Origin of the sequence: Shinella sp. SUS2 (assembly GCF_001262505.1) — a bacterium.
Taxonomy (GTDB): Bacteria; Pseudomonadota; Alphaproteobacteria; order Rhizobiales; family Rhizobiaceae; genus Shinella.
Genome location: NZ_KQ410735.1, coordinates 136,783 through 159,966 on the forward strand (window position 1 = coordinate 136,783; position 23,184 = coordinate 159,966).

General features: G+C 65.0%; 17 protein-coding genes. 5 read left to right on the forward strand and 12 right to left on the reverse strand.

Annotated elements, in window-relative coordinates; all coding sequences use genetic code 11:
• Nucleotides 1–88: 88 nt before the first annotated feature.
• The 5 genes from AKG11_RS21200 to AKG11_RS21220 all read left to right on the forward strand — a co-directional run bounded on the left by AKG11_RS21200 (nt 89) and on the right by AKG11_RS21220 (nt 5,187).
• Nucleotides 89–772, forward strand: coding sequence for a phosphoribosylanthranilate isomerase (locus AKG11_RS21200; protein ID WP_050745380.1), 684 nt, complete (start codon nt 89–91; stop codon nt 770–772).
• Entirely contained in the window at nt 769–1,989 is a 1,221-nt protein-coding gene (gene trpB / locus AKG11_RS21205) for a tryptophan synthase subunit beta (RefSeq protein ID WP_023513831.1), read from the forward strand. The genes AKG11_RS21200 and trpB overlap by 4 nt, the downstream gene beginning before the upstream one ends.
• A 1-nt stretch (nt 1,990) precedes the next feature.
• Nucleotides 1,991–2,830 (forward strand): tryptophan synthase subunit alpha, encoded by an 840-nt coding sequence (gene trpA, locus AKG11_RS21210; RefSeq protein WP_050745381.1) that lies wholly within the window; start codon nt 1,991–1,993, stop codon nt 2,828–2,830.
• 89 nt (nt 2,831–2,919) lie between these two features.
• The gene (gene accD, locus AKG11_RS21215; RefSeq protein ID WP_050745382.1) at nt 2,920–3,822 is read left to right on the forward strand and encodes an acetyl-CoA carboxylase, carboxyltransferase subunit beta; all 903 of its coding nucleotides are present in this window, start codon (nt 2,920–2,922) and stop codon (nt 3,820–3,822) included.
• Between the two features lie 21 nt (nt 3,823–3,843).
• Nucleotides 3,844–5,187 (forward strand): bifunctional folylpolyglutamate synthase/dihydrofolate synthase, encoded by a 1,344-nt coding sequence (locus AKG11_RS21220; RefSeq protein ID WP_023513834.1) that lies wholly within the window; start codon nt 3,844–3,846, stop codon nt 5,185–5,187.
• 55 nt (nt 5,188–5,242) lie between these two features.
• Here the strand turns inward: AKG11_RS21220 and trxA are convergent, their stop codons facing one another.
• From trxA to AKG11_RS21280, 12 genes are all read right to left on the reverse strand, one after another.
• Nucleotides 5,243–5,563 carry a thioredoxin gene (trxA, locus tag AKG11_RS21225; RefSeq protein ID WP_023513835.1) on the reverse strand — a complete coding sequence of 107 codons (321 nt, stop codon included), beginning with the start codon at nt 5,561–5,563 and terminating at the stop codon, nt 5,243–5,245.
• A gap of 117 nt (nt 5,564–5,680) precedes the next feature.
• Entirely contained in the window at nt 5,681–9,238 is a 3,558-nt protein-coding gene (addA, locus tag AKG11_RS21230) for a double-strand break repair helicase AddA (protein WP_050745383.1), read from the reverse strand.
• Nucleotides 9,231–12,413, reverse strand: coding sequence for a double-strand break repair protein AddB (addB, locus tag AKG11_RS21235; protein WP_050745384.1), 3,183 nt, complete (start codon nt 12,411–12,413; stop codon nt 9,231–9,233). The genes addA and addB overlap by 8 nt, the downstream gene beginning before the upstream one ends.
• Nucleotides 12,410–13,144, reverse strand: a complete 735-nt coding sequence (locus AKG11_RS21240; RefSeq protein ID WP_050745385.1) for a nucleotidyltransferase family protein — start codon at nt 13,142–13,144, stop codon at nt 12,410–12,412. Before AKG11_RS21240 ends, addB begins: the two co-directional genes overlap by 4 nt.
• A 69-nt stretch (nt 13,145–13,213) precedes the next feature.
• Complete coding sequence (gene tsaE / locus AKG11_RS21245) at nt 13,214–14,710, reverse strand: tRNA (adenosine(37)-N6)-threonylcarbamoyltransferase complex ATPase subunit type 1 TsaE (RefSeq protein WP_050745386.1); 1,497 nt, start codon at nt 14,708–14,710, stop codon at nt 13,214–13,216.
• A gap of 6 nt (nt 14,711–14,716) precedes the next feature.
• On the reverse strand, nt 14,717–17,170 hold the full coding sequence (locus AKG11_RS21250) for a sensor histidine kinase (protein WP_037408771.1): 2,454 nt from the start codon (nt 17,168–17,170) through the stop codon (nt 14,717–14,719).
• Nucleotides 17,171–17,460: 290 nt separating this feature from the next.
• On the reverse strand, nt 17,461–18,861 hold the full coding sequence (gene ahcY, locus AKG11_RS21255) for an adenosylhomocysteinase (protein ID WP_024271286.1): 1,401 nt from the start codon (nt 18,859–18,861) through the stop codon (nt 17,461–17,463).
• Between the two features lie 156 nt (nt 18,862–19,017).
• Nucleotides 19,018–19,290, reverse strand: a complete 273-nt coding sequence (locus AKG11_RS21260; protein WP_023514719.1) for an HPr family phosphocarrier protein — start codon at nt 19,288–19,290, stop codon at nt 19,018–19,020.
• 15 nt (nt 19,291–19,305) lie between these two features.
• Nucleotides 19,306–19,707, reverse strand: coding sequence for a PTS sugar transporter subunit IIA (locus AKG11_RS21265; protein WP_023514720.1), 402 nt, complete (start codon nt 19,705–19,707; stop codon nt 19,306–19,308).
• Between the two features lie 150 nt (nt 19,708–19,857).
• Nucleotides 19,858–20,313, reverse strand: a complete 456-nt coding sequence (locus AKG11_RS21270; RefSeq protein WP_050745387.1) for an HPr kinase/phosphorylase — start codon at nt 20,311–20,313, stop codon at nt 19,858–19,860.
• Complete coding sequence (locus AKG11_RS21275) at nt 20,310–22,040, reverse strand: sensor histidine kinase (RefSeq protein WP_245290182.1); 1,731 nt, start codon at nt 22,038–22,040, stop codon at nt 20,310–20,312. Before AKG11_RS21275 ends, AKG11_RS21270 begins: the two co-directional genes overlap by 4 nt.
• A 145-nt stretch (nt 22,041–22,185) precedes the next feature.
• Nucleotides 22,186–22,917, reverse strand: a complete 732-nt coding sequence (locus AKG11_RS21280; protein ID WP_023514723.1) for a response regulator transcription factor — start codon at nt 22,915–22,917, stop codon at nt 22,186–22,188.
• Between the last annotated feature and the right edge of the window lie 267 nt (nt 22,918–23,184).

The window sequence follows — 23,184 nt, forward strand, 5'->3', positions numbered from 1 at the left end:
GAAGCCTGCGCAAGGGCGGCGTTTCCCGAGGGTCGGATGCCGTCTTTCGGCTCGACTCTTCGGGTGATTCATGCGACTCCCTGCGCCCATGAAACGTGAAACGTCACTCGACATCAAAATCTGCGGGCTGAAGACCGAAGAGGCCGTCGACAGGGCCGTTGCGCTCGGCGCCACCCATATCGGCTTCATCTTCTTTCCCAAGAGCCCGCGCAACATCGAGCCGTCCGACGCCGGTCGTCTTGCGGATCGGGTGCGCGGCCGGGTGAAGATCGTTGCCGTCACTGTCAATGCTGACAATGACGCCCTCGACGAGATCGTCGACCAGCTCTCGCCGGATATCCTTCAGCTGCACGGCAGCGAAAGCCCGGAGCGCGTCCTGAACGTCAAGGCCGTCTACGGCCTGCCTGTCATAAAGGCCTTTTCGGTGCGCGAGGCGGACGATCTGAAGAAGATCGATCCCTATATCGGCATTGCCGACCGGTTCCTCTTCGATGCGAAGCCGCCGGCGGGCTCGGAGCTTCCTGGCGGCAATGGCGTCTCCTTCGACTGGACGCTCATGCATTTGCTTGACGGAAGCGTCGATTACATGCTTTCCGGTGGGTTGAACAAGGATAACCTCGCCGAGGCCATAAGGCTGACCGGCGCGCCGGGCATCGACGCCAGTTCCGGGGTCGAGAGCGCCCCGGGCGTCAAGGATCTCGGCCTGATGGATGCATTTTTTGAAGCGGCACGGGAAGCGGAACGCGAAATCGTTGCAGGGAGAGGCAAGTGAACCAGTCACCCAACCTGAATTCGTACCGTGAAGGTCCGGACGAGGACGGCCGTTTCGGCATTTTCGGCGGTCGTTTCGTCGCCGAAACCCTGATGCCTCTGATCCTCGATCTTCAGGAAGAGTGGAACAAGGCCAAGACCGATCCGGCCTTCCAGGCGGAGCTGAAGGAGCTTGGTGCGCACTATATTGGCCGTCCGAGCCCGCTTTATTATGCCGAGCGCCTGACGCAGCATCTCGGCGGCGCGAAGATCTATTTCAAGCGCGAGGAGCTGAACCACACCGGCTCGCACAAGATCAACAACTGTATCGGCCAGATACTTCTCGCCAAGCGCATGGGCAAGACGCGCATCATCGCGGAAACCGGTGCCGGCCAGCACGGCGTGGCCTCGGCGACGGTCGCCGCGCGTTTCGGCTTCCCCTGCGTCGTCTACATGGGCGCGACGGATGTCGAGCGCCAGGCGCCGAACGTCTTCCGCATGAAGCTGCTCGGTGCTGACGTGCGCCCGGTCACTGCCGGCCACGGCACGCTGAAGGACGCCATGAACGAGGCGCTGCGTGATTGGGTCACCAATGTCGAGGACACCTATTACCTGATCGGCACCGCCGCCGGCCCGCATCCCTATCCGGAACTGGTACGCGACTTCCAGGCCGTGATCGGCACGGAAGCCCGCGAGCAGCTGTTGCAAGCCGAAGGCCGCCTGCCGGACATGGTCATCGCTGCCGTCGGCGGCGGTTCCAATGCGATCGGCATCTTCCACCCCTTCCTGGATGACAAGAACGTCCAGATCGTCGGCGTTGAAGCGGGTGGCAAGGGGCTTGACGGCGACGAACACTGTGCCTCGCTGACCGCCGGCTCGCCGGGCGTTCTGCACGGCAACCGCACCTATCTGCTGCAGGATGCCGACGGCCAGATCAAGGAAGGCCATTCGATTTCCGCCGGCCTCGACTACCCGGGCATCGGCCCGGAGCACGCCTGGCTCCACCAGATCGGCCGTGCCGAATATGTGCCGATCATGGACGACGAGGCGCTGGAAGCCTTCCAGCTCTTGACCAAGCTCGAAGGCATCATCCCGGCGCTGGAGCCGAGCCACGCCATTGCCGAAGTGATCAAGCGCGCGCCGAAAATGGGCAAGGACCAGATCATCCTGATGAACCTCTCCGGCCGTGGCGACAAGGACATCTTCACCGTCGGCAAGATCCTCGGTATGGAGCTCTAAGATGACCGCACGCATGGACAAACGCTTCGCGGATCTCGCCGCCGAAGGTCGCCCGGCCCTTGTGACCTATTTCATGGGCGGCGATCCAGATTATGCCAGCTCGCTCGAGATCATGAGAGCGCTGCCGAAGGCAGGCTCCGACGTCATCGAACTCGGCATGCCCTTCTCCGATCCGATGGCCGACGGCCCGGCCATCCAGTTGGCCGGCCAGCGCGCGCTGAAGGGCGGGCAGACGCTCGCCAAGACGCTGCAGATGGCGCGCGACTTCCGCAAGGGTGACGATGCGACGCCGATCGTGCTGATGGGCTACTACAACCCGATCTACATCTACGGCGTCGATCGTTTCCTCGACGAGGCGCTGGAAGCCGGCATCGACGGCCTCATCGTCGTCGACCTGCCGCCGGAAATGGATGACGAACTGTGCCTGCCGGCGCTCGCCAAGGGTATCAACTTCATTCGCCTGGCAACGCCGACGACGGACGAGAAGCGCCTGCCGGCGGTCCTGAAGAACACCTCCGGCTTCGTCTACTACGTATCGATGAACGGCATCACCGGCTCGGCCCTGCCGGATCCCTCGCTGATCGGTGGCGCAGTCGGCCGCATCAAGGCGCATACGAAGCTGCCGGTCTGCGTCGGCTTCGGCGTCAAGACGGCGGACCATGCCCGCGCCATCGGCGCCTCGGCGGATGGCGTCGTCGTCGGCACCGCGATTGTCAACCAGATCGCTTCCAGCCTGACGGCGGACGGCAAGGCCAGCGCCGCCACCGTCGCCGGCGTCGAGACGCTGGTGATGAGCCTCGCTTCGGGTGTGCGCGGCGCGCGCCTTGCGGCGGCGGAGTGAAATTCCCACATGGGATCGGATAAAGGCAATTGCGGGAAAAGCATGACGCGGTTTTCCCGGGATTGCGCAGATTAACGGGAGTCTAGACCGTGAACTGGATCACGAATTACGTTCGGCCGAAGATCAACTCGATGCTCGGCCGCCCCAACCGGGATGTTCCCGACAACCTCTGGATCAAGTGCCCGGAAACCGGCGAGATGGTGTTCCACCGCGATCTCGAGGAGAACAAGTGGGTCATTCCCGCCTCGGGCTACCACATGAAGATGCCGGCCAAGGCCCGCCTCAAGGATCTCTTCGACGATGGCGTCTACGAAGCCCTGCAGCAGCCGAAGGTCGCGCAGGATCCGCTGAAGTTCCGCGATTCGAAGAAGTACACGGATCGCCTGAAGGATAGCCGGATCAAGACCGACCTCGAAGACACGATTGTCGCCGGCGTCGGTAAGATGCGCGGCGTCAAGCTGGTCGCCGTCGTGCACGAGTTCAATTTCATGGGCGGCTCGCTCGGCATTGCCGCAGGCGAGGCGATCATCAAGGCCTTCGAACGGGCGATTGCCGAAAAGTGCCCGCTCGTCATGTTTCCCGCCTCGGGCGGCGCGCGCATGCAGGAAGGCATCCTTTCGCTGATGCAGCTGCCGCGCACCACGGTCGCCGTGGAAATGCTCAAGGAAGCGGGCCAGCCCTATATCGTCGTGCTCACCAACCCGACGACCGGCGGCGTGACGGCGTCCTACGCCATGCTGGGCGACATCCACCTTGCCGAGCCGGGCGCCGAAATCTGCTTTGCCGGCAAGCGCGTCATCGAGCAGACGATCCGCGAGAAGCTGCCTGAAGGCTTCCAGACCTCGGAATACCTTCTGGAACACGGCATGGTCGATCTCGTCGTCAATCGACATGACATTCCCGATATGCTCGCCCGCCTTCTGAAGATCCTGATGAAGAAGCCGGCGACCGCATCGCTCACCAATGGCGCGGTCGCCATCGCGGCCCAATAAGCCGGATCGGCGGAGAGCGGCATGACGACGGTATCGGCCAGCGAAGCGGCAGCGGAGATCGAGAAGCTTCTCGGTCTCCATCCCAAGGGGTTCGATCTTTCGCTGGACCGCATCACGCGGTTGCTTGCCGCGCTCGGCGATCCGCACCTGAAACTGCCGCCGGTCATCCATGTGGCAGGCACCAATGGCAAGGGCTCCGTCACCGCCTTCTGCCGCGCGATCCTGGAGGCCGAAGGCCTCGGCGTTCACGTCCACACCTCTCCCCATCTCGTCAACTGGCATGAGCGCTACCGTCTCGCCGTCAAGGGGGAACGCGGGGCTCTGGTCGGCGATGCCGTGCTCGCCGATGCGGTGCGCCGCGTGGCGGAGGCCAATGGCGGCGAAAAGATCACCGTTTTCGAAATCCTGACCGCCGTCACCTTCCTGCTCTTCTCCGAGCATCCGGCCGACGTGGCGATCATCGAGGTCGGCCTCGGTGGGCGCTTCGATGCGACCAATGTCATTCCGCGCCCCGCCGTTTCGGTGATCATGCCGATCTCGCTCGACCATCAGGCCTATCTCGGCGACCGGGTCGAGCTGATCGCAGCGGAGAAGGCGGGCATCATGAAGCGCGGCGCGCCCGTCGTCATCGGCTATCAGTCGGAAGAGGCGGCCCGCGATGTGCTGGTCGAGACCGCCGAGCGGCTTGGTTGCCCGCATGCGGTCTATGGCCAGGATTTCATGGCGCATGAGGAGTTCGGCCGCCTGGTCTATCAGGACGAATTCGGCCTTGCCGACCTGCCGTTGCCGCGCCTGCCTGGCCGCCACCAATATGCCAACGCCGCCGCGGCGATCCGCGCCGTCAAGGCTGCCGGCTTTGCCGTTTCCGAGCAGGCGCTGGAGCAGGGCCTTGCTCGCGTCGAATGGCCGGGCCGCCTGCAACGGCTGACGGATGGCGCGCTTCTGCGGCTTGCTCCGCGGGGCAGCGAGATCTGGGTCGATGGCGGGCACAATCCCGGTGCCGGCCAGGTTATCGCCGAAACCATGGCGAATTTCGAGGAGCGCGAGCCGCGCCCGCTCTTCCTCGTCACCGGCATGATCAACACCAAGGATCCGGTCGGCTATTTCGAGCCGTTCGGTGGTCTTGCCGAACGGGTCTTCACCGTGCCGATCCGCGGCTCCGATGCCGGCCTTGATCCTCTTGCGCTTGCCGATGACGCGGCCCGCGCCGGCCTTGAGGCCCAGCCGCTGTCGACCGTTGCCGATGCGCTCGCCGAAATCGCCCGCATCACCGAAGAGGACGAGGTGCCGCCGCGCATCCTGATCGGCGGTTCGCTCTACCTCGTCGGCGATGTTCTTGCCGACAACGGAACGCCCCCCACCTGAGCACAAAAAAGCCCGGCCGAAGCCGGGCTTTCTCGTATCCAGTCATGCTGGCCAATCAGGCTGCGCTGGAAATCCAGCTCGAAAGGGCCGTCTTCGGCGCGGCGCCGACCTTGATGTCCGCGACTTCGCCGCCCTTGAACATGGCGAGCGTCGGAATGGAACGCACACCATACTGGGCGGCCAGTTCCGGGTTCTCGTCGATGTTCAGCTTGGCGACCTTCACCTTGCCGGCGAGTTCCGTCGAAATTTCCTCGAGCGCGGGGGCAATCATCTTGCACGGGCCGCACCATTCAGCCCAGAAATCGACGATGACAGGCTCTGCGGAATTGAGAACTTCAGCCTGGAAGTTGGACTGGTCGACTTTTACGGTAGCCATGAGGCTCTCCTTGGATGGTGATCGTTGTACTCAATGTGATGCTGGCGCGGGCTGGTTTCAAGGCCTGACACCGCTCTGCCGGTGGCCGGAAGGCGACCGGTCGTCCCGTCCGGTATCTCACTTCGAGGCGAGTTCGGCAAGGCTTGCCTCCATCAGGCCGGCGTCCAGCCAATAGGTTTTCGCCGCCTCCGTATAGATCAGCCCGCAGCGGATTTCCCGCGCCGGATAGAGTGGCATAAGGATCGCGCGGTAGATCGCAAGCTGCGCCCGGTGCTCGAAGGGAATGTCGGCATGCGAGGCAGGTGGCACACGGTTCGTCTTGAAATCGACGATCTCGACGGCTGCGTCGGTGATCGCCATGCGGTCGATGCGGCCGGAGACCGCATAGTCCCGGCTGCCGAGCGTCAGCGTGCCCATGATCGATACCTCTGCGCGGGCGGCCGGTGAAAAGATCGCGGCAAGGTCTTCGTCGCCGATCACCGCGAGCGCCGCTTCGACCAGCGAGGTCCGCGCGCTTTCCGGCCAGTGGGCGGCCGCCCGTTCGAGATAGCGCCGCGCTGCTGCGGGCCGTTCCGCGTCAGCGAAGGCGGGCAGGACCTGGAGGAAACGGTGCAGGATGCGCCCTCGCTCCATCGCAATGCCGGCGCCCGGAACGCCACCCTTCCGACCGAAGAGCGCCGAGGGCACCAGGAGGTCCGCCGCATCCGTCTCGATCACTGCTGCCGCACCCGAGGGGCTGAGCGGTCGCGGCAATGATTTCTGCGGTGGCAGGGGACGACCCAATGCTTCAGGAAGCGTAACCTTCACCTTGTCCTCGACGGGAGCCGTGGTGGCCGCCTCCAGGGTCGCCGCCCCGGCCTCGCGCCAGGAAAATCCCGGCCAGCTCTCACCTGCCGTCGAAAAGGTCTTTTCAACGCACCGCGCACCATCGGCAGAAAGCGCCGCCGTGATCATCTGATGCCAGGTGTCCTTGTTCTCCAGCCGGCCGCGATAGCCGCAGACGACGAGGCGATCCGCCGCGCGGGTCATCGCCACGTAGAGCAGGCGGCGGTATTCCTCTTCCGCGCTGTCCTTGATGCGCTCCGCATCGGCCACCGTCAGCGCGTTGCCGAGATCCTTGAGCGGCAGCCAGGCCGGCAGGCCGCCGGCAAGGCCGGGTGCCGAGAGAAAACGCAGGTGCGGCATGTGGCTGGGGCTGAAGGGTTTTGCGCCGCCGTCGACGAGGAAGACCACCGGCGCCTCCAGGCCCTTGGCGGCATGCACCGTCATGATGCGGATCTCGCCGCGCGCCTTGTCCTGCTCGCGCTTGACGGTCGGGGCTTCGAGCTCCAGCGTGGAGACGAACGCCTGCAGGCCCGGCAGGCTGTTCTCCTCCTGCTCCAGCGCGAATGTCAGGAACTCGTCGATGATTTCGCCGGCTTCCGTCCCGAGCCGGGCGAGAAAGGCCCGCCGCCCGCCGCCGGCACCGAGAATACGCGCATAGAAATCGTGTACGGCCTGGCCCTGCGCATCGCGCAGCACGTCCCTGAGGCGCCGCACGATGCCGGCCAGCACAGCGTCTTCTTCCGCAGCCTCCGTCAGGCGCGCCCAGAGGCCCTGCCGTTCGCCGCGCCGCGCCGCCAGCGCAAACAGCGCCTCTTCGTCGAGATTGAACAGCGGGCTCTTCAGGAGCGCTGCCAGCGAAAGGTCGTCCTCCGGCAGAACGGCGAAGCGGCCGAGCGCCATCAGGTCCTGCACCGCGATGTGCTTCGTCAGCACCAGCCGGTCGGCGCCGGCGACAGGGAGATTGTGGCGCTGCTTCAGGGTGCGCGTCAGCGCATTGACGAAGGCATCGCGCTTGCGCACCAGCACGATGACGTCGCCGGCCGCCATGGGCCGCGTCTTACCCTTTTCCGTCACCGTTTCCCGGCCGATCCAGGCCGCGAGCGTATCGGCGATGCGCCGGGCCAGCACGTTGATCGGCGCCTCCTCGGCCACCGCGTCGAAGGGCGCTGTCCAGTCCTCCTCGTCAAGACCCGACGCGGCGGCGATCACCTCCCAGATATCGACCGCGCCCGGCTCGCGCCCGCGGTTGGAGGCATGCACGATCTCGCTGCCGTCAGGCGTCAGGCCGCGCGCATTGGCGGGGTCGAGAAAGACCTGGTCGACCGCCGAGAGCACCTCGCGTGTCGAGCGGAAGGAGAGCAGCAGCCGGATCGGACTGAAGGCGGCTTCCGTCGCCTGCGTCCGGCGAAGAACTTCGCGGCCTTCCTCGGCAAACCGTTCCGGCCGGGCGCCCTGGAAAGAGTAGATCGACTGCTTCTCGTCGCCGACCGCAAAGATCGTGCGGTCGCGGCCGCGCGCCGTGTCGCCGGCAAAGAAATCGTCCGTCAGGGATTTGACGATCTGCCATTGTCGCGGGCTGGTGTCCTGCGCCTCGTCGACGAGGATATGGTCGATGCCCTGGTCGAGCTTGTAGTGCACCCAGGCGCTCACCCGCTCGCGCGTGAGCAGCCGTGCGGTGCGGTCGATCAGGTCGTCGAAGTCGAGCAGGCTGCGCGCCCGTTTCAGGTCTTCGTAGTCGCCGATCAGCCGCTCGGCGATGACGAGCGCCGCGCGCGTCGCCTCGTACATGCGGAACCGTCGCAACCGGTCGTCGCAGGCGACCACATGGGCCTGGGCGGCCAGAAGCGCGGTTTCGAAATGGGGGGCGCTGTCGCGAACCTTCTTCGACAGGAACGATCGGTCGAGGCTGCGCGGTGAGCCGGTGCCGGTGAAGAAGAGATCATGCAGTGCTGCGCGCTGCGCCTCGGCATCGGTGAGCCGGGCTACGCCGCGCAGGCCCGCGGCGGAGGTCTTCACCGTCTCGCTGCCGAGGCTCTCCGCCGCTGCGAGATAGGATTCGAGAACCGCGCCTTGCAAACCGTCGAGCGGCCAGAATGCGGCGAGGATGTCGTCTGCCGTCTCGTGCGGGTCGAGCCCGGTTTCCCGGCGCAGCACGGCATCCACGCCGCCCGCCTTCGCGGCGCCGTCCAGGAACTCACGGATCTGTCCACGGCTCGCCACGATATCGGCGATCAGGCGCTCCAGCCCGGTGTCGTCGGCAATGTCGAGCACGGTGGCGAAGGCGGCCGCCAGTGTGCTGTCGTCCTCGTTCGTCGTCGCGGTCAGCAGTGTCCGGCGGGCATCGGCCAGCAGCACGGCCGCGGCCCGGTCGTCGAGCACGGAGAAGTGGCCGGCGACATTGGCCTCCAGCGGAAACTGGTGCAGCAGTGCCTCGCAGAAGGCGTGGATCGTCTGGATCTTCAGCCCGCCCGGCGTTTCGAGCGCACGCGCGAAGAGGCGGCGCGCCTCGGCAAGCTTGAACAGGTCCGGTTCTCTGCCCTCGATCGCCGCCACGCGCTCCGACAGGGCTTCGTCGGAGAGCGTTGCCCATTCGGCCAGCCGCTCGAAGACGCGATTCGACATTTCGGAAGCCGCAGCCTTGGTATAGGTGAGGCAGAGGATGGCAGAGGGCCGGCAACCGGCGAGCAGCAGGCGGATCACGCGCTGCGTCAGCACATGGGTCTTGCCCGAGCCGGCATTGGCCGAAACCCAGGCCGAGCGGGCTGGATCGGAGGCCGTCGCCTGTTTCTGCGTGGTCCAGCTCAGCCAGGCGGCGGGCTCGGCGGAGGCGGGCCGATCGTCCTCAAGCATCCTCGCTCTCCCCGTTGCTTTCCGCCGAGGACCATTCCGCGACGCGCGCCAGATGGTCGTATTCCCCGCCATAGTCCCGTTCCTGTTCGGGAATGAGCCGGGAGGCAAAGCCATAGCGGCCTTCGATGAGGCCCGCCAGCAGCTTCTCCAGCTCCGTCAGGGCTTCCTCGGCAAGCTCGGCCGCGGATTTCGGTGTGGCGTTCGCTGATTTGGCGTGCTCGTTGTTCACCTGCTCGGCCTTGAACCGTTCGCCGGGTTTGAGGCGCACATAGAGAAGGTTCGCCGGCTCGCGAAGCCCCGGTCCGCGGAAGGCGCCGCGTCGGATCGCCGCCGCTTCCAGCGCGAGCTGCGGATCGAGCAGCGCCCGCGCCACCTTCAGCGACGGCGTGCTGCCGGTCTTGTAGTCGAGGAGATCCGCGCCGCCATCCGGCAGAATGTCGATGCGGTCGGCAATGCCGGTCAGGCGGATGCCGCCGACCGAAAGATCGAGCGAGGCCGGCACCTCCGTCAGGCTCTCGCGCACGCCGCCCGCCCGCTCGAGGTGCCAGTGGACGAAGGCGCGGGCGACGGCGGCAAAGCGCGGCCGCCAGACGGCATCGATATGCGGGGGCAGGGCGACAGCGTCGAATTCTTCCGCAAGGATGCGGCCGATGAGGGCGAAGGGCTCGCCGCTCGCTTCCTCGCGCACGAAACGATCGACGATACGATGGTAAAGCGAGCCGCGCTCGGCCGGCCCCGGATCGAGATTGAAGGGAGCGACCGGGTCGAGGCGCAGGATATGGCGGGCATAGATCGCATAGGGGTCGCGCCGGAGGCGCCCCACTTCGCTGAACGAGTATTTCTTCGGCTGCAGCTCGGCCGGCGGATGCGGCGCCGGGCGCCGGGCGGTCGGTACGGACGGGCTGCGATCAATCTCGTTCGCCCAGTCGATGAGACTTTTTCCGCGCGCCCTGAGGTCTGCGGCAAGGGTGGGGCCGCCGACGGCGATGAGCCGTTGCAACCAGCGCGAGGCGACGGTTGGTGCGGTGCCGTTGCGCAGCGCCCGCGTCAGTACCAGTTTCGGCGCGGCTGCGGCCATCTGCAGGTCGTGGCCGAGCTGTCCGATGCGCCGTTCCGGCGGCTCCAGGCCGATCTCCACCTTCATGACGCGCGACAGGAAGGCGTCGTTCGCCGCCTGTCCCGGCCAGGTGCCCTCGTTGAGCCCACCGATCACCACCGTATCGACGCTTTGCAGGCGCGATTCGAGCGCGCCGAAGATGAAGACGCGCGGATGGCGCATGGAGCGCGGCTTGACGCTCTCGCTGGCCGCCAGCGCCTCGATGATGTCGCACCATTGCGGCCCATCGGCCTCGATCTGCCCGTCCGTCTCGATCACGCTCTTGAGGAGGTTCGCCAGGCTGTCGCCAGCCTCGCCGGACCAGAGGGCGGCAAGGTTGCCCTGTTCGTCCACCGCCGCCGCTTCGAGCACCCGGCCGGTCCGTTCCGACCAGTCGGAGACCGGAAGCTTCGAGGAGAAGCGTCGCCCCGTGCGGCTTTCCTGCACGAGCGCGCCGGCAAGCGGCTCGACCGCTTCGGCGATACGGCGTGCGAGATCGCGGGCAAGGGGGATGGCAGCCTCGGAAAGCGCCGTGCGCCACTCCGGCGGGTGGCGATCCAGTGCCTGACGGGCAAGCGCGGCCTCTAGCAGCGGTTCGAGCGTGGAGATGTCGATCTCGGCCGTGCCGCCGCGCAGCGCTGTCAGTTCCAGCGCCGCTACGGCGACGGCCAGGTCCGCTGCGGGCAGGCCGAAGCGGGCGAGGGGGTGTTTCAGCAGCGCGACGAGTGGCACCGGGTCGCCCGGCCGCAGTGCCGCCTCGTTGAGGAGACGCAGGAGCGTGCCCTGCGGTGTGGAAAGCAGCGGTGTGCCGGCCGAATCATCCGCCTCGATACCGAAGCGGGCAAGCTCCGCCGCCACGCGCCGGCCGAGCTTGCGGTCGGGCGTGATCAGTGCCGCCTGGGTGTCCTCGCCATCCTCCAGCGCCAGCCGCAGCGCAATCGCGATCGCCACCGCCTCCTCTCGCTCGTTGGCCGCCTCGACGAGCGACACGGCCTCGAAGGCCCCGGCCAGGCGGCCCGCATCGAGCATGCCGCGAACCTCGCCCCAGCCGGATGTCGCCTGGGTCGGCAGGAAGGCGCTGGAGAGGACCTGCGAGCGGTATTCCAGCGCTTCGGGTGGTGTGCCGAGCAAGTCGACATCCGCACGTGTGCAGCCCATGCGGGCGAGCAGGCGGTGGAGGCCGTATTGCGGATGGCTGCGGGCGGCGGCATCGGGTTTCAGGGCGCCGTCGCTGCCCGCATGGTGGCCGACGAGCAGCCATTCGGCATCCGACATGAAGCGATCGAGCCCCGGCAGGATCACCACGCCGTTCGGCAGGTCCGCCACGGCCGCGATCAGGCCGGCGGTTGCGGGAATGGAGCCGGTGGAACCGGCGATGATGACGGGGCCGGCGGGCGGCGTGGTGCGGTAGCGCTCGGTCTCGGCATGCAGTGTCGCATTGCGCCGCAGCGACGGGGAGGAGCGGTTGAGCTCCGTCAGCCGCGCCGGCCAGAATTCGCTGGCGATTTTCAGGAATTCGGCGGTGAGCTGCCACCAGAGCGCATGGTTGGAGACGTCGAGATTGTCGAGCGCCAGCCAGTCGAGCTCTTCCGTCTCCATCGCGTCGATGATTTCGGCGAGGTTGCGGGCGAGCCACACGGCATCGGCGGGGCTCGCGGGCGCAACGAGCGGACTTTCCGCATGAACGGAGGTGACCGCCGCAGGCAGCTGGTTGCGCCAGGCGAGCACGAGGCGGGCGAGTTCGAGAAGACGCGTCGGGCCGGACAGCGGCTCGGCCATGTCGAGCAGTGCCGGCGCGGCCTCGTCGAAGAAGCCGCTGTCGTCGTCGGTCTCGCCGAGCGCGCGGATGACCGGCAGGATGGCCGAGCGTCCGCCGAAGAGATCGACGAATTCCGAGCGCAGCACGCGGGCGGAGCGGCGGGTCGGCACGTAGATCGTGACGTCGGCGAGCGCCAGCGGATCGGCGGGGTCATAGGTGAAGCCGGGCATGAGTCGGCCGTCGACAAGGCTTTGGGCAGTCGTCCTCAAGAAAGGCAGGCTCGCCGGGATGGAGTAGATGCGTCCGCGTGCCCGCGTCACGCCGCCGCCTCGCGCGCCGCGCCGATGACGGCTTCCGCCGCGCCGATCGCATCCGGCGTGCCGACGGTGATCCAGTGGCCGTCCATCACGAGGCCGAAGAGGCGGCCCGTCTCGATTGCCCGGTCGAAATAGATGTTGAGGTTGAAGGCGTCCTCGGGCGCGTCGTCGAAGAGGGCCGGCATCATGGCGATGGCGCCGGCATAGACGAAGGGCGTTCCGTCGCCCTCCCGGTAGCGCGTCAGCCGCCCGTCGGCGTCCATCGAGAAATCCTTCTTGCCGTTGTGGCCGGTCGTGTCCTCCAGCTTCACGCAGAGCAGCAGCATGTCCATGCGCTCGGGGTCGAAGGCCTCGGCCAGCCGTTCGAGATTGCTCGGCTCGCCGGGCTTCTCGCCGATCCAGAAGAGGTCGGCATTCATCACAAAGACGGGGTCGTGGTTCAGCAGCTTCAGGCCCTTGGCAAGGCCGCCGCCGGAATTCATCAGTTGATCGGTCTCGTCGGAGAGGATGATTTCGGGAGCCGTGCGACCGGCGAGATGGGCGATCATCTGGTCGGCGAAATGGTGCACGTTGACGACGGCGCGCTTGACGCCCGCTGCGGCCAGTGCATCGAGCCCGTAGTCGATCATCGCCTTGCCGGCGACTGGCACCAGCGGCTTGGGCATCGTGTCGGTGATGGGGCGCAAGCGGGTGCCGAGGCCGGCGGCCAGCACCATGGCGTCTTCGATCTTCATCGGGGTTTCCAGGGCCATTTCAGCAAGAGTGCCATGCTAGTCTGCGCCAAAGGGACGCAAAAGAGATCCTCATGATTCGGTCGCGAGGATTCCAGCCTTTTCGCACCAGTCGCGCAAGGGGGCGAGATCGGGATGGGCGAGCGCCCGTTCCAGATTGCGGAAGGTGCGCGGCATATGGTTCATGTAGACGGGCTTGCCGTCGCGCTGCATCAGCCGCACCCAGAGGCCGACGAGCTTGCAGTTGCGCTGCGCCGCCATGACGTGCCAGTCGCGCAGGAACCGGTCCCGGTCGAAGCCGGGATCCGCAGCCCGCAGCGAAAGGTAGTGGTCGAGAACGCTTTCCGCCACGTCCTCCGACATGTCGACACGCGCATCCTGTACCAGCGAGGCGACGTCGTAGGCCGAGGGGCCGATCATCGCGTCCTGGAAGTCGATGATGCCGACCCGGTCGGTGCCGGTTGCCTCCGGCCGCCAGATGATGTTCGGGGAGTGGAAGTCGCGCAGCAGAAGATTGTGTTCGGCGGCGGCAAGGCTGTCGATCAGCCCGTCCCACAGGGCGATATAGCTGTGGCGTTCGTCCTGGCTTGCCGGCGTGCCGCGCTTGAAGGGCAGGTACCAGTCGGTGAGCAGGCTCACCTCGATCTGCATGGCGTCGCGGTCGAAATCCGGCACGCGGTGCACGATGTCTCCGGCAACGGGAAGATCCCGCTGCGCAGGCTCGCCATGCAGACGCGCAAGGCAGGCGGCACTCTCGCGGTAGCGCTCGGCGATCGGCATGCCGTTTTCGTCGAGAACGCCTTCGCTGCCGAGATCCTCGATCAGCAGAATGCCCTCATCGATATCCATTTCGTGGATCGCCGGCGCGCGCAGGCCGCGCGCGACGAGATACTGGCCGATCGCGATGAAGGGTTTCACATCCTCGGCGATATGGGCGATCTGCTGGTAATATTTTCCATGCGCAAGGATGGGTCCGGGCGTGTGGCGCGGCGAATCCATCAGCACGAAACGTGCGCCATCGACATGGACATGCTCATAGGCGCGCACCGAGGCATCGCCCGTCAGGTGGCGGCGCGTGGCATTTCGGTAGCCGGCTTCATCGAGGAAGGCGCGGATCGCCAGGGAGCGGCGGATGCGTGCCAGGGTCGGTGCCGGGGCGTCGACGGTGACGCGCCGTCCCTCACCCTCATGCAGGAAAGTAAGCGTGATGCCGTCTGCCGGCAGCGTGCCAGACCCCTTTTCCGGCCATTCGACGAGGCAGATGCCGTCAGACAGCGCCTCGTCGAAGCCGAGTTCGTCGATCTCGGCAGCATCGGCGATGCGGTAAAGGTCGAAATGGGCGACGGGGATGCGCAGCTCGTAGCTCTGGACCAGCGTGAAGGTCGGGCTCGGCACTTCAAGATAGGCGTCGTTGGCGATCGCCCGGATCAGCGCGCGGGAAAAGGTCGACTTGCCGGCGCCAAGATCGCCCGACAGCGCGACATAGTCGCCGCGCTTCAGGCCGAGCGCCATGTCCTCGCCGAAGCGGATGGTCGCTGCTTCGTCGGGAAGGAAGAGGTCGAGCGCCATCCGGGCCTATTCCGCCGCAGCGAAGGACGTCATCGTCGCAGACGGAATGCGGCAGGTGACATCGGTGCCGCGGCCTTCATGGCTGTCGATCGTGACGGTGCCGTGGTGCAGGCTGACGAAGCTTTCGACGATCGAGAGGCCCAGGCCTGCACCGCCGCGCCGGCCATGGCTTTCGAAGCGATCGAACACCGTCTTCAGCACGTCCTGCGGAATGCCGGGCCCGCGGTCGGAAACGGTGAAGACGAGGTCGGCGCTCTCGCGCCAGCATTTGAGGCTGATCGAGCTGCCTTCCGGTGCGAAATTGGCGGCATTGCTCAAAAGCTTGATGAGGATCTGCTTGAGGCGCTGCTGGTCGGCGACGATGGTGCCGAGATTGTCGGGCGCGGTGATTTCCAGTGTCACCTGCGCTTCGTACAGCCGGTCGGCAAACTGCATGGAGACGTCGTCGAGCAGGTCCGTCAGGTTGATCTCGCTATAGTCGAGCTCCATGATACCGGCATCGACGGTGGCAAGGTCGAGGATATCGTTGACGATGGTGAGCAGCACCGCCGAAGATGTCGCGATGTGATCGACATATTCGGCCTGCCGGTCGTTGAGCTCGCCCATGGTCGGCGTCTTCAGGAGATCGGCAAAACCGATGATGTTGGTCAGCGGCGAGCGCAGCTCGTAGGAAACGTGCTGGACGAAATCGTTCTTCAGCGCATCGGCCTTGCGCAGGGCCTCGTTCTTTTCCGTGAGGGCCCGGCTGACGCGCACACTGTCGGTGATGTTGACGAAGGTCAGCATCGTCTGGGCGTTGGAAAGCGGGATGACGGCGAAGTCGAGCACCAGGCCGGTGCGCAGCTCCAGCACGCCCTGGCAGGAGGGCCGCTCGTCATCGAAGCTGGTGATGATATGGGCAAAACGCTTCCAGCCGTCCGGCTTGTCATAGGACGGCGCGCAGGCCTGTTCGATGGCGCGGATATGGGTGCCGGATTTCGCCTCGGCCTCGCTGATACCCCAGAGCGCACGGAACGCCGGGTTGGAGAGGCGGATGCGTCCGTCCGGGCTGAACACGGCGACGCCTTCGGCCAGATGGTCGATCGTCTCGTCCTGCACCTGTACAAGCGTATTGTAGCGCGTCTCGAGATCGACCTTTTCGGTCAGGTTCTCGAACACCCAGGTCGCGCCACCCTGCGGCCGCGCAGTGGCGAAGACACGCAGCGTCTGGCCGTTCGGCAGGTGCCAGAGGTCGGTCTGGGTGTCGATGGCGCGGTAGACGGAAAGCGCGGTGTCCTTCCACTGTTTCCAGTTGAGCTGTTCCGGCAGCTTCCCGTTGGCGCGCAGGCGGTCGAGCAGTTCGCCATTGCCGGGTTTGCCTTCGAGGAAGGCCGTGTCGATCTCCCACATGCGCTGGAAGGCCTGGTTGTAGAATTGCAGGCGCTGCTCGCCGTCGAAGATGGCGACGGGGGTCGCGAGATGATCGAGCGTCTCGGCGTGGCTCTTCAGCGTGCGCACCAGCTCCTCGCGCACCGCCTCGATGTCGGAGACATTGACGGCGATGCCGGCCGAACCTGTCGGGCTGCGTGCATCGACGACGTCGAAGAAGCTGCGGTTGCCGTGTACGACAGTCGAGACCTTGTCGCGGAACGGCGCATCATAGGTGCTGGCGGCGCGGATCTTTTCGCGCGCAATGGTCGGCAGCAGCTCGCGCCCCTCGGCTACGGCGCCGGCGGCATCCTTGGCCTCGACGGCTTCGGCATAGGCCTCGTTCACCCAGGCGAGCGAGCCGTCGGCCGCGCGCTGCCAGACGGGCAGGTCGATCTGGTCGAGCAGGCCCTGCAGCGTGGTGAGCGCCTGGACCAGCCGGTCGCGCTCCAGCCTCAGTTCGGCAGCTTCCGCGCGCAGGTTGTTCAGCGCCACGAAGCGCACGAAGGCCTGGCCGCCGGAAACGCGTCCCTGCGCTTCCAGCACTTCCTCGCGACTCGTTTCGAGGATCAGGTCGAAACTCTGCGCCTGCGAGCGCAGCTTTTCGACGGCGCGCTCGATTTCGGCGGCGGAGGTCGGCTTCAGCCAGCGGCCGAAGGCGAGGAAGTCGCGGTCGGCCAGCGGCGCTCCGGTCTCTGCCGGAAGCTGGCCCAGGAATTCTGGTTTATCCGAAAGGCCGTCCCAGACGACGATGCGCCGGTCCTTGTCGCCGATCAGTGCCTGGAGACGGGAAACATTGTGGCGCGCATCGGAAAGATGCGCCTTCAGTTCGCGGCTTTCCGCTTCCATGCGGCCACGCTGGCGGATCATCCAGATCGCCGAAACCATCGCTGCCGACATCACGCCGAGCAGCATGGAAACGGTGACGATCTCCGTGGTGGCGAGATAGGGGCCGGCGGCATGCGCCGGGCCGGCAAGCGCCGTCAGCGCCGAGCCGGCCGACAGTGCCGATACGAGACGGCGCTTGCTGCCCGTAAACCATTCATTAACCATAAATTTATTCTGCGCATAGGAATGCGCCCTGTCCCGCCCCGGCATGGCAAAAGCCTGCCCGGAACGGCCTCGTTTTGTGTCCGCCATCATCCCCGGTCTGTCTCCGTCCGTTTGCCGCCTGATCGACAAGACATCCCAATCCGGCGCGAAGGGTCCGCATCTGCACGCCGAATCAATGCTTTAAAAGATACTTGTTTCCAGAATCGTCGGGAAGGGATGCGCCCAAAAAAGAAGCTGCGCGCCTTGTCAAGCGCGCAGCCCCTAGATGTTGTGGATAACCTGGGTAAGGATCAGTACCTGTAGTGCTCGGCCTTGAACGGACCCTGGGTCGTCACGCCGATATAGCCGGCCTGTTCTTCGGAGAGCTCCGTCAGGCGTGCACCGAGCTTGGCGAGGTGCAGGCGCGCGACCTTCTCGTCGAGCTGCTTGGGCAGAACGTAGACTTCGTTCTGGTAGGCGTCGCCCTTGGTGAAGAGCTCGATCTGGGCGAGAACCTGGTTGGAGAACGAAGCGGACATCACGAAGGACGGGTGGCCGGTGGCGTTGCCGAGGTTGAGCAGGCGTCCCTCGGACAGCAGGATCATGCGGTTGCCCTTCGGGAACTCGATCATGTCGACCTGCGGCTTGATGTTCGTCCACTTGAAATTGCGGAGCGACGCGACCTGGATCTCGTTGTCGAAATGGCCGATATTGCCGACGATCGCCATGTCCTTCATCTCGCGCATATGGTCGACGCGGATGACGTCCTTGTTGCCGGTGGTCGTGATGAAGATGTCGGCGGTGGAGACGACGTCTTCGAGCTGCACGACTTCAAAACCGTCCATGGCGGCCTGGAGGGCGCAGATCGGGTCGATTTCCGTCACCTTGACGCGGGCGCCGGCGCCCTTCAGCGATGCAGCCGAACCCTTGCCGACGTCGCCATAGCCGCAGACGACGGCAACCTTGCCGGCCATCATCACGTCGGTGCCGCGGCGGATGCCGTCGACCAGCGATTCCTTGCAGCCGTACTTGTTGTCGAACTTCGACTTGGTGACGCTATCGTTGACGTTGATCGCCGGGAAGGGCAGCAGGCCCTTCTGCTGGAGCTGGTAGAGACGGTTGACGCCGGTGGTGGTCTCTTCCGTCACGCCCTGGATGGCATCGCGCTGCTTGGTGAACCAGCCCGGGGAAGCGGCGAGGCGCTTCTTGATCTGTGCGAAGAGGATCTCTTCTTCTTCCGAGCCCGGGTTGACCAGAATGTTCTCGCCGGCTTCGGCGCGGGCGCCAAGCAGGATGTACATGGTGGCGTCGCCGCCATCGTCGAGGATCATGTTGGAAAGACCGCCATCGGCCCACTGGAAGATCTTGTCGGTGTATTCCCAGTATTCGGTGAGGGTTTCGCCCTTCACGGCATAGACCGGGATGCCGGCGGCGGCGATCGCGGCAGCGGCGTGGTCCTGCGTGGAGAAGATGTTGCATGAGGCCCAGCGGACATCGGCGCCGAGCGCGACCAGCGTCTCGATGAGTACGGCGGTCTGGATGGTCATGTGCAGCGAGCCGGTGATGCGCGCGCCCTTGAGCGGCTTGGCAGCGCCGAACTCTTCGCGGCACGCCATCAGGCCTGGCATTTCGGTCTCGGCGATCTGAATTTCCTTGCGGCCGAAATCGGCAAGCGCGATGTCGGCGACGTGGTAGTCCTTCGTGGTGGTCATGGGGTCTCCAGCCTTTTGGCACGTGCAGCAACGAAATTGCCTGCGCCCGTGCGTGGAACGAACAGATACTATTCGTGATGGCGCTTCCTATCAGGAAATGCCGGCTGGAGCAACAGGATATAAAGAAGTCTTTATATCCTTATGTCGGCGCTTGGTTTACATTTCTTCGCCGAAACGATCGGCCACCAGCGCGTCGAGGGCGTCGAGCACCTCGCGTGCCTGGACGCCGACCGCCGTCACCAGCACGGAACAGCCGGGGCTGGCGGCCAGCATCATCAGGCCCATGATCGATGTGCCGCCCACCGTCATTCCGTCCTTGGAGACGGTGACTTCGGCGTCGTAGCCATCGACTGTCTGGACGAATTTCGCCGAGGCGCGGGCATGGAGACCGCGCTTGTTGATGATGAGAAGCTCTTTCGAGACGGTCATGGACGGCGGAAAACCCTATTTGCCACTGAGCACGCGGCTTGCCACGTTGATATATTTGCGGCCGGCCTCGGAGGCGTCGATCAGCGCCTTCTCCATATTGTTCTCACCGCGAATGCCGGCGAGCTTGATCAGCATGGGAAGGTTGACGCCGGCAATCACCTCGATTCCGTTGCCGTTCATCACGGAAATGGCGAGGTTGGACGGCGTGCCGCCGAACATGTCAGTGAGGATGATGACCCCATTGCCCTGGTCGGCAAGCATCACCGCCTCCAGGATATCCTGGCGACGCTGGTCCATGTCGTCCTCGGGGCCGATGCAGACGGTCTCGATTGCCTTTTGCGGACCAACGACATGCTCAAGGGCGTGCCGGAATTCTTCCGCCAGCTTGCCATGGGTGACAAGCACCAGTCCGATCATCAGCAGTCGCTCCAGTTTCCCAACTCAAACGGACGGCGGAATACCGCAACGCAACAATTCCGTCCACCGTTGGGGTGGCCATCATGTCAATGAAAAGACCAAGTGCAAGCCCAAAATGCCCGATTTCGTGTTTTCTCGGGGCTTTTGCGGTCAACTCTCGAGGATTTCCGGGTGAATTGCGATCAAGGTCGAAAAAGCACTCACGCTAGGGAAGAGCGGCAGCCGCGTGAGGGGCAGGAGGAGCGACGGTAGAACCGTGACGGTTTCCCCTTCCGGCGGCAGGCGCTCGGTAAATGGCGGCTCCATCGGGCGTATCGCCCGGATGAGAACGGCCGCCTCGATCGTCTTTACCGCGACGATGCCGGCCCCGCGGACCTCCGCCAGACCCGCAATGCTTTCTGGCGCACGGGCGATGAGCCGGCCGTTCGTTTCGGAAACGAAAACCTGGTCGTCGCTGACAAGGGCGGCGAAGAGGCCGCGGGCGCGGGCCTCGCCGATGCAGTGGAGCGCGACCGCACTCTTGCCCGTGCCGGAGGGGCCGATGAACAGAAAGCCGCGTGTGCCGATCACGATCGCCGTCCCGTGCACGTTGGCGGGGGGGGTCATTTTTGCGTCCCGGTCGGCAACGACAGTGTGAAGCGCGCGCCCGCCAGTCCGCCGGTCGCCTTGTCGACGATGTTGTCGGCCTTCAGCGTGCCGCCATGGGCTTCGGCGATCTGCCGCGAGATGGAGAGGCCGAGGCCGGAATTCTGGCCGAAATCCTCGGTGGCCGGGCGGTCCGTATAGAAGCGCTCGAAGATGCGGTCGATGTTTTCCGCCTGGATGCCGGGGCCGTTGTCCTCAATCTGGATGATGCAGCGGTCGTTCCGCCCGCGCGACAGGCGCACGACGATACGCCCGCCGGGGTCCGGCACGAAGGAGCGGGCGTTTTCGATGAGGTTCGTGACGATCTGGCCGATGCGCAGCTCGTAGCCGGATATCTCGAACTTCGCCTTCGGATTGTCCTTGCGGTCCACCACGAAATCGAGGGTCACCGGCTTCTTGCGCGTGTTGACCTGCCGCGAGATGTCGATGAGGTCGCCGAGCAGTTTCTCGAGATCGACAGTGCGGGCATCGCTGCGGGCAAGCTCGGCATCGAGGCGGGAGGCATCGGAAATATCGCTGATCAGGCGGTCGAGACGGCGAACGTCATGCTGGATGATGTCGAGCAGCCGCTTTTTCGATTCATCCGTCCGCGCCAGCGGCAGCGTCTCGACGGCGCTGCGCAGCGAGGTCAGCGGGTTCTTCAGCTCGTGGCTGACATCGGCGGCAAAGCTCTCGATCGCGTCGATGCGGTCATAGAGCGCGTTCGTCATCTGGCGAAGCGCAATCGAAAGGTTTCCGATCTCGTCCTGGCGTGCCGAGAAATCGGGGATCTCCTCGCGCTCCTTGGCGCCGCGCCGCACGCGGATCGCCGCCGCCGAAAGCCGGCGCAGCGGGTTGGCGATGGTGCTGGAAAGCAGCAGCGACAGCGCGATGTTGACGAGGCCGGCAACGCCCGCAACACGCATGATGGCGAGACGCTCGGCATGCACGATCTTGTCGATGTCGCCTGCCTGGGTCGAGAGCAGCAGCACGCCGAGCACCGCGCGAAACCGCTGCACGGGCACGGCGACCGAGACGATCAGCTCGCCCTTGTCGTTGACGCGCACGACCGCGCCGCGCACGCCGGTCAGCGCATTCATCACTTCCGGATAGATCGAGCCGTCACCGCCGGGCGCTTCCTTGTATTGCGGCAGGTTGCTCGGCTGCAGGATGCGGTTGAACCAGACGTTCATGCGCTCGATGAGGCTGGTGCTTTCCGGTTCCACCGGCGGCAGATCGAAGCGCAGCACCTGGCCCTGCGTATAGAGATGCCGCGAATCGAGCAGCAGGTTGGCGTCCGTGTCGTAGATGCGCGCACGGGTGCGTGTCGGCGAGATCAGCCGCCGGAGAACCGGCGCTACGCGCTCCGGATTGATCGGGAATTCGAGGTCCTCGTCGTTCGGCAGCGGTGTGATGCTCTGGCCGGCCTGCAGCTCCAGCAGTTTTTCCGGGTCGATTGTGATCGAATTGGTATCGACGGAAGCGGAAGCGGAGATCGCCCCGGCGATGATTTCGCCCTGGGTCAGGAGGCTCTCGACGCGCGCGTCGATCAGGCCCTCGCGGAACTGGTTGAGATAGAGGATGCCGGCGACGAGCACGACGAGCGCGACGAGGTTGAAGAACAGGATACGGCGCGTCAGGCTCGAAAAGACGGCATTGCCGAAGATGCGGCGGGCCAGCGTGAAGGGATGGGTCCAGCGGCGGCGCAGGGAGCGCGGCGCTGGGCGGCCCTCGACGTCTTCCCCATCCTTTTCCGGCGCTGTCTGCAACAAGCGGGTCTATCCTTCATGCGGCGCAGCGCCGCTGACCGCGGCATGCCATCGCCGCCGCGGTCCATGCAAGCGAAATCGCGTCTCAGGCCATCTCGCGGAAACGATAACCGACGCCATAGAGCGTTTCGATCATGTCGAAGTCGGTATCGACCATCTTGAACTTCTTGCGAAGGCGCTTGATGTGGCTGTCGATGGTGCGGTCGTCGACATAGACCTGCTCGTCATAGGCCGCATCCATCAGCGAATCGCGGCTTTTGACGACGCCCGGGCGCTGCGCCAGCGAGTGGAGGATGAGGAATTCGGTGACGGTGAGCGTGACAGGCTCGCCCTTCCAGGTGCAGGTGTGGCGCTCCTGGTCCATGACGAGCTGGCCGCGCTCCAGCGAGCGGGCCGCAATCTCGCCGGCCTTTGCCGCGCTGCCGGCAGCACCCGCGGAGGCTGCGGCCTCGCGGCTCGAGGCCCGGCGCAGGATCGCCTTGACGCGCTCCACCAGGAGGCGCTGCGAGAACGGCTTGGTGATGAAATCGTCCGCGCCCATCTTCAGCCCGAACAGCTCGTCGATCTCCTCGTCCTTGGAGGTGAGGAAGATGACGGGGATGTCGGATTTCTGGCGCAGCCGGCGCAAGAGCTCCATGCCGTCCATGCGCGGCATCTTGATGTCGAAAATCGCCAGATGCGGCGGTCGGGCAAGAAGGCCGTCGAGGGCCGAGGCGCCGTCCGTATAGGTCTCGACCTTGTAGCCTTCTGCCTCCAGAGCGATCGACACGGATGTCAGAATATTCCGGTCGTCGTCAACGAGTGCGATCGTCTGCATCCTGCTAGTCTCCATATTCATCGGCGCCTTTCCCGACCTCGGATCGTTTCCTGTCCTGGATCTGATGCGCCTTCCTGGGGGTAAAGGTGGAACAAATTGTGGCGAAGATAAAGGGAGACGTTTCGGGCGTGCCGGCCAAGTCATTTTTAAATCGATTATTCAAACGATTAAAAAAGTAACATAATTCTTTAAATCGATTAATTAATTGATATTATTGCCTAATTTCTATTTTCCTCTTGTCTTTGTGACAGCTGCGCATTAGGTTCC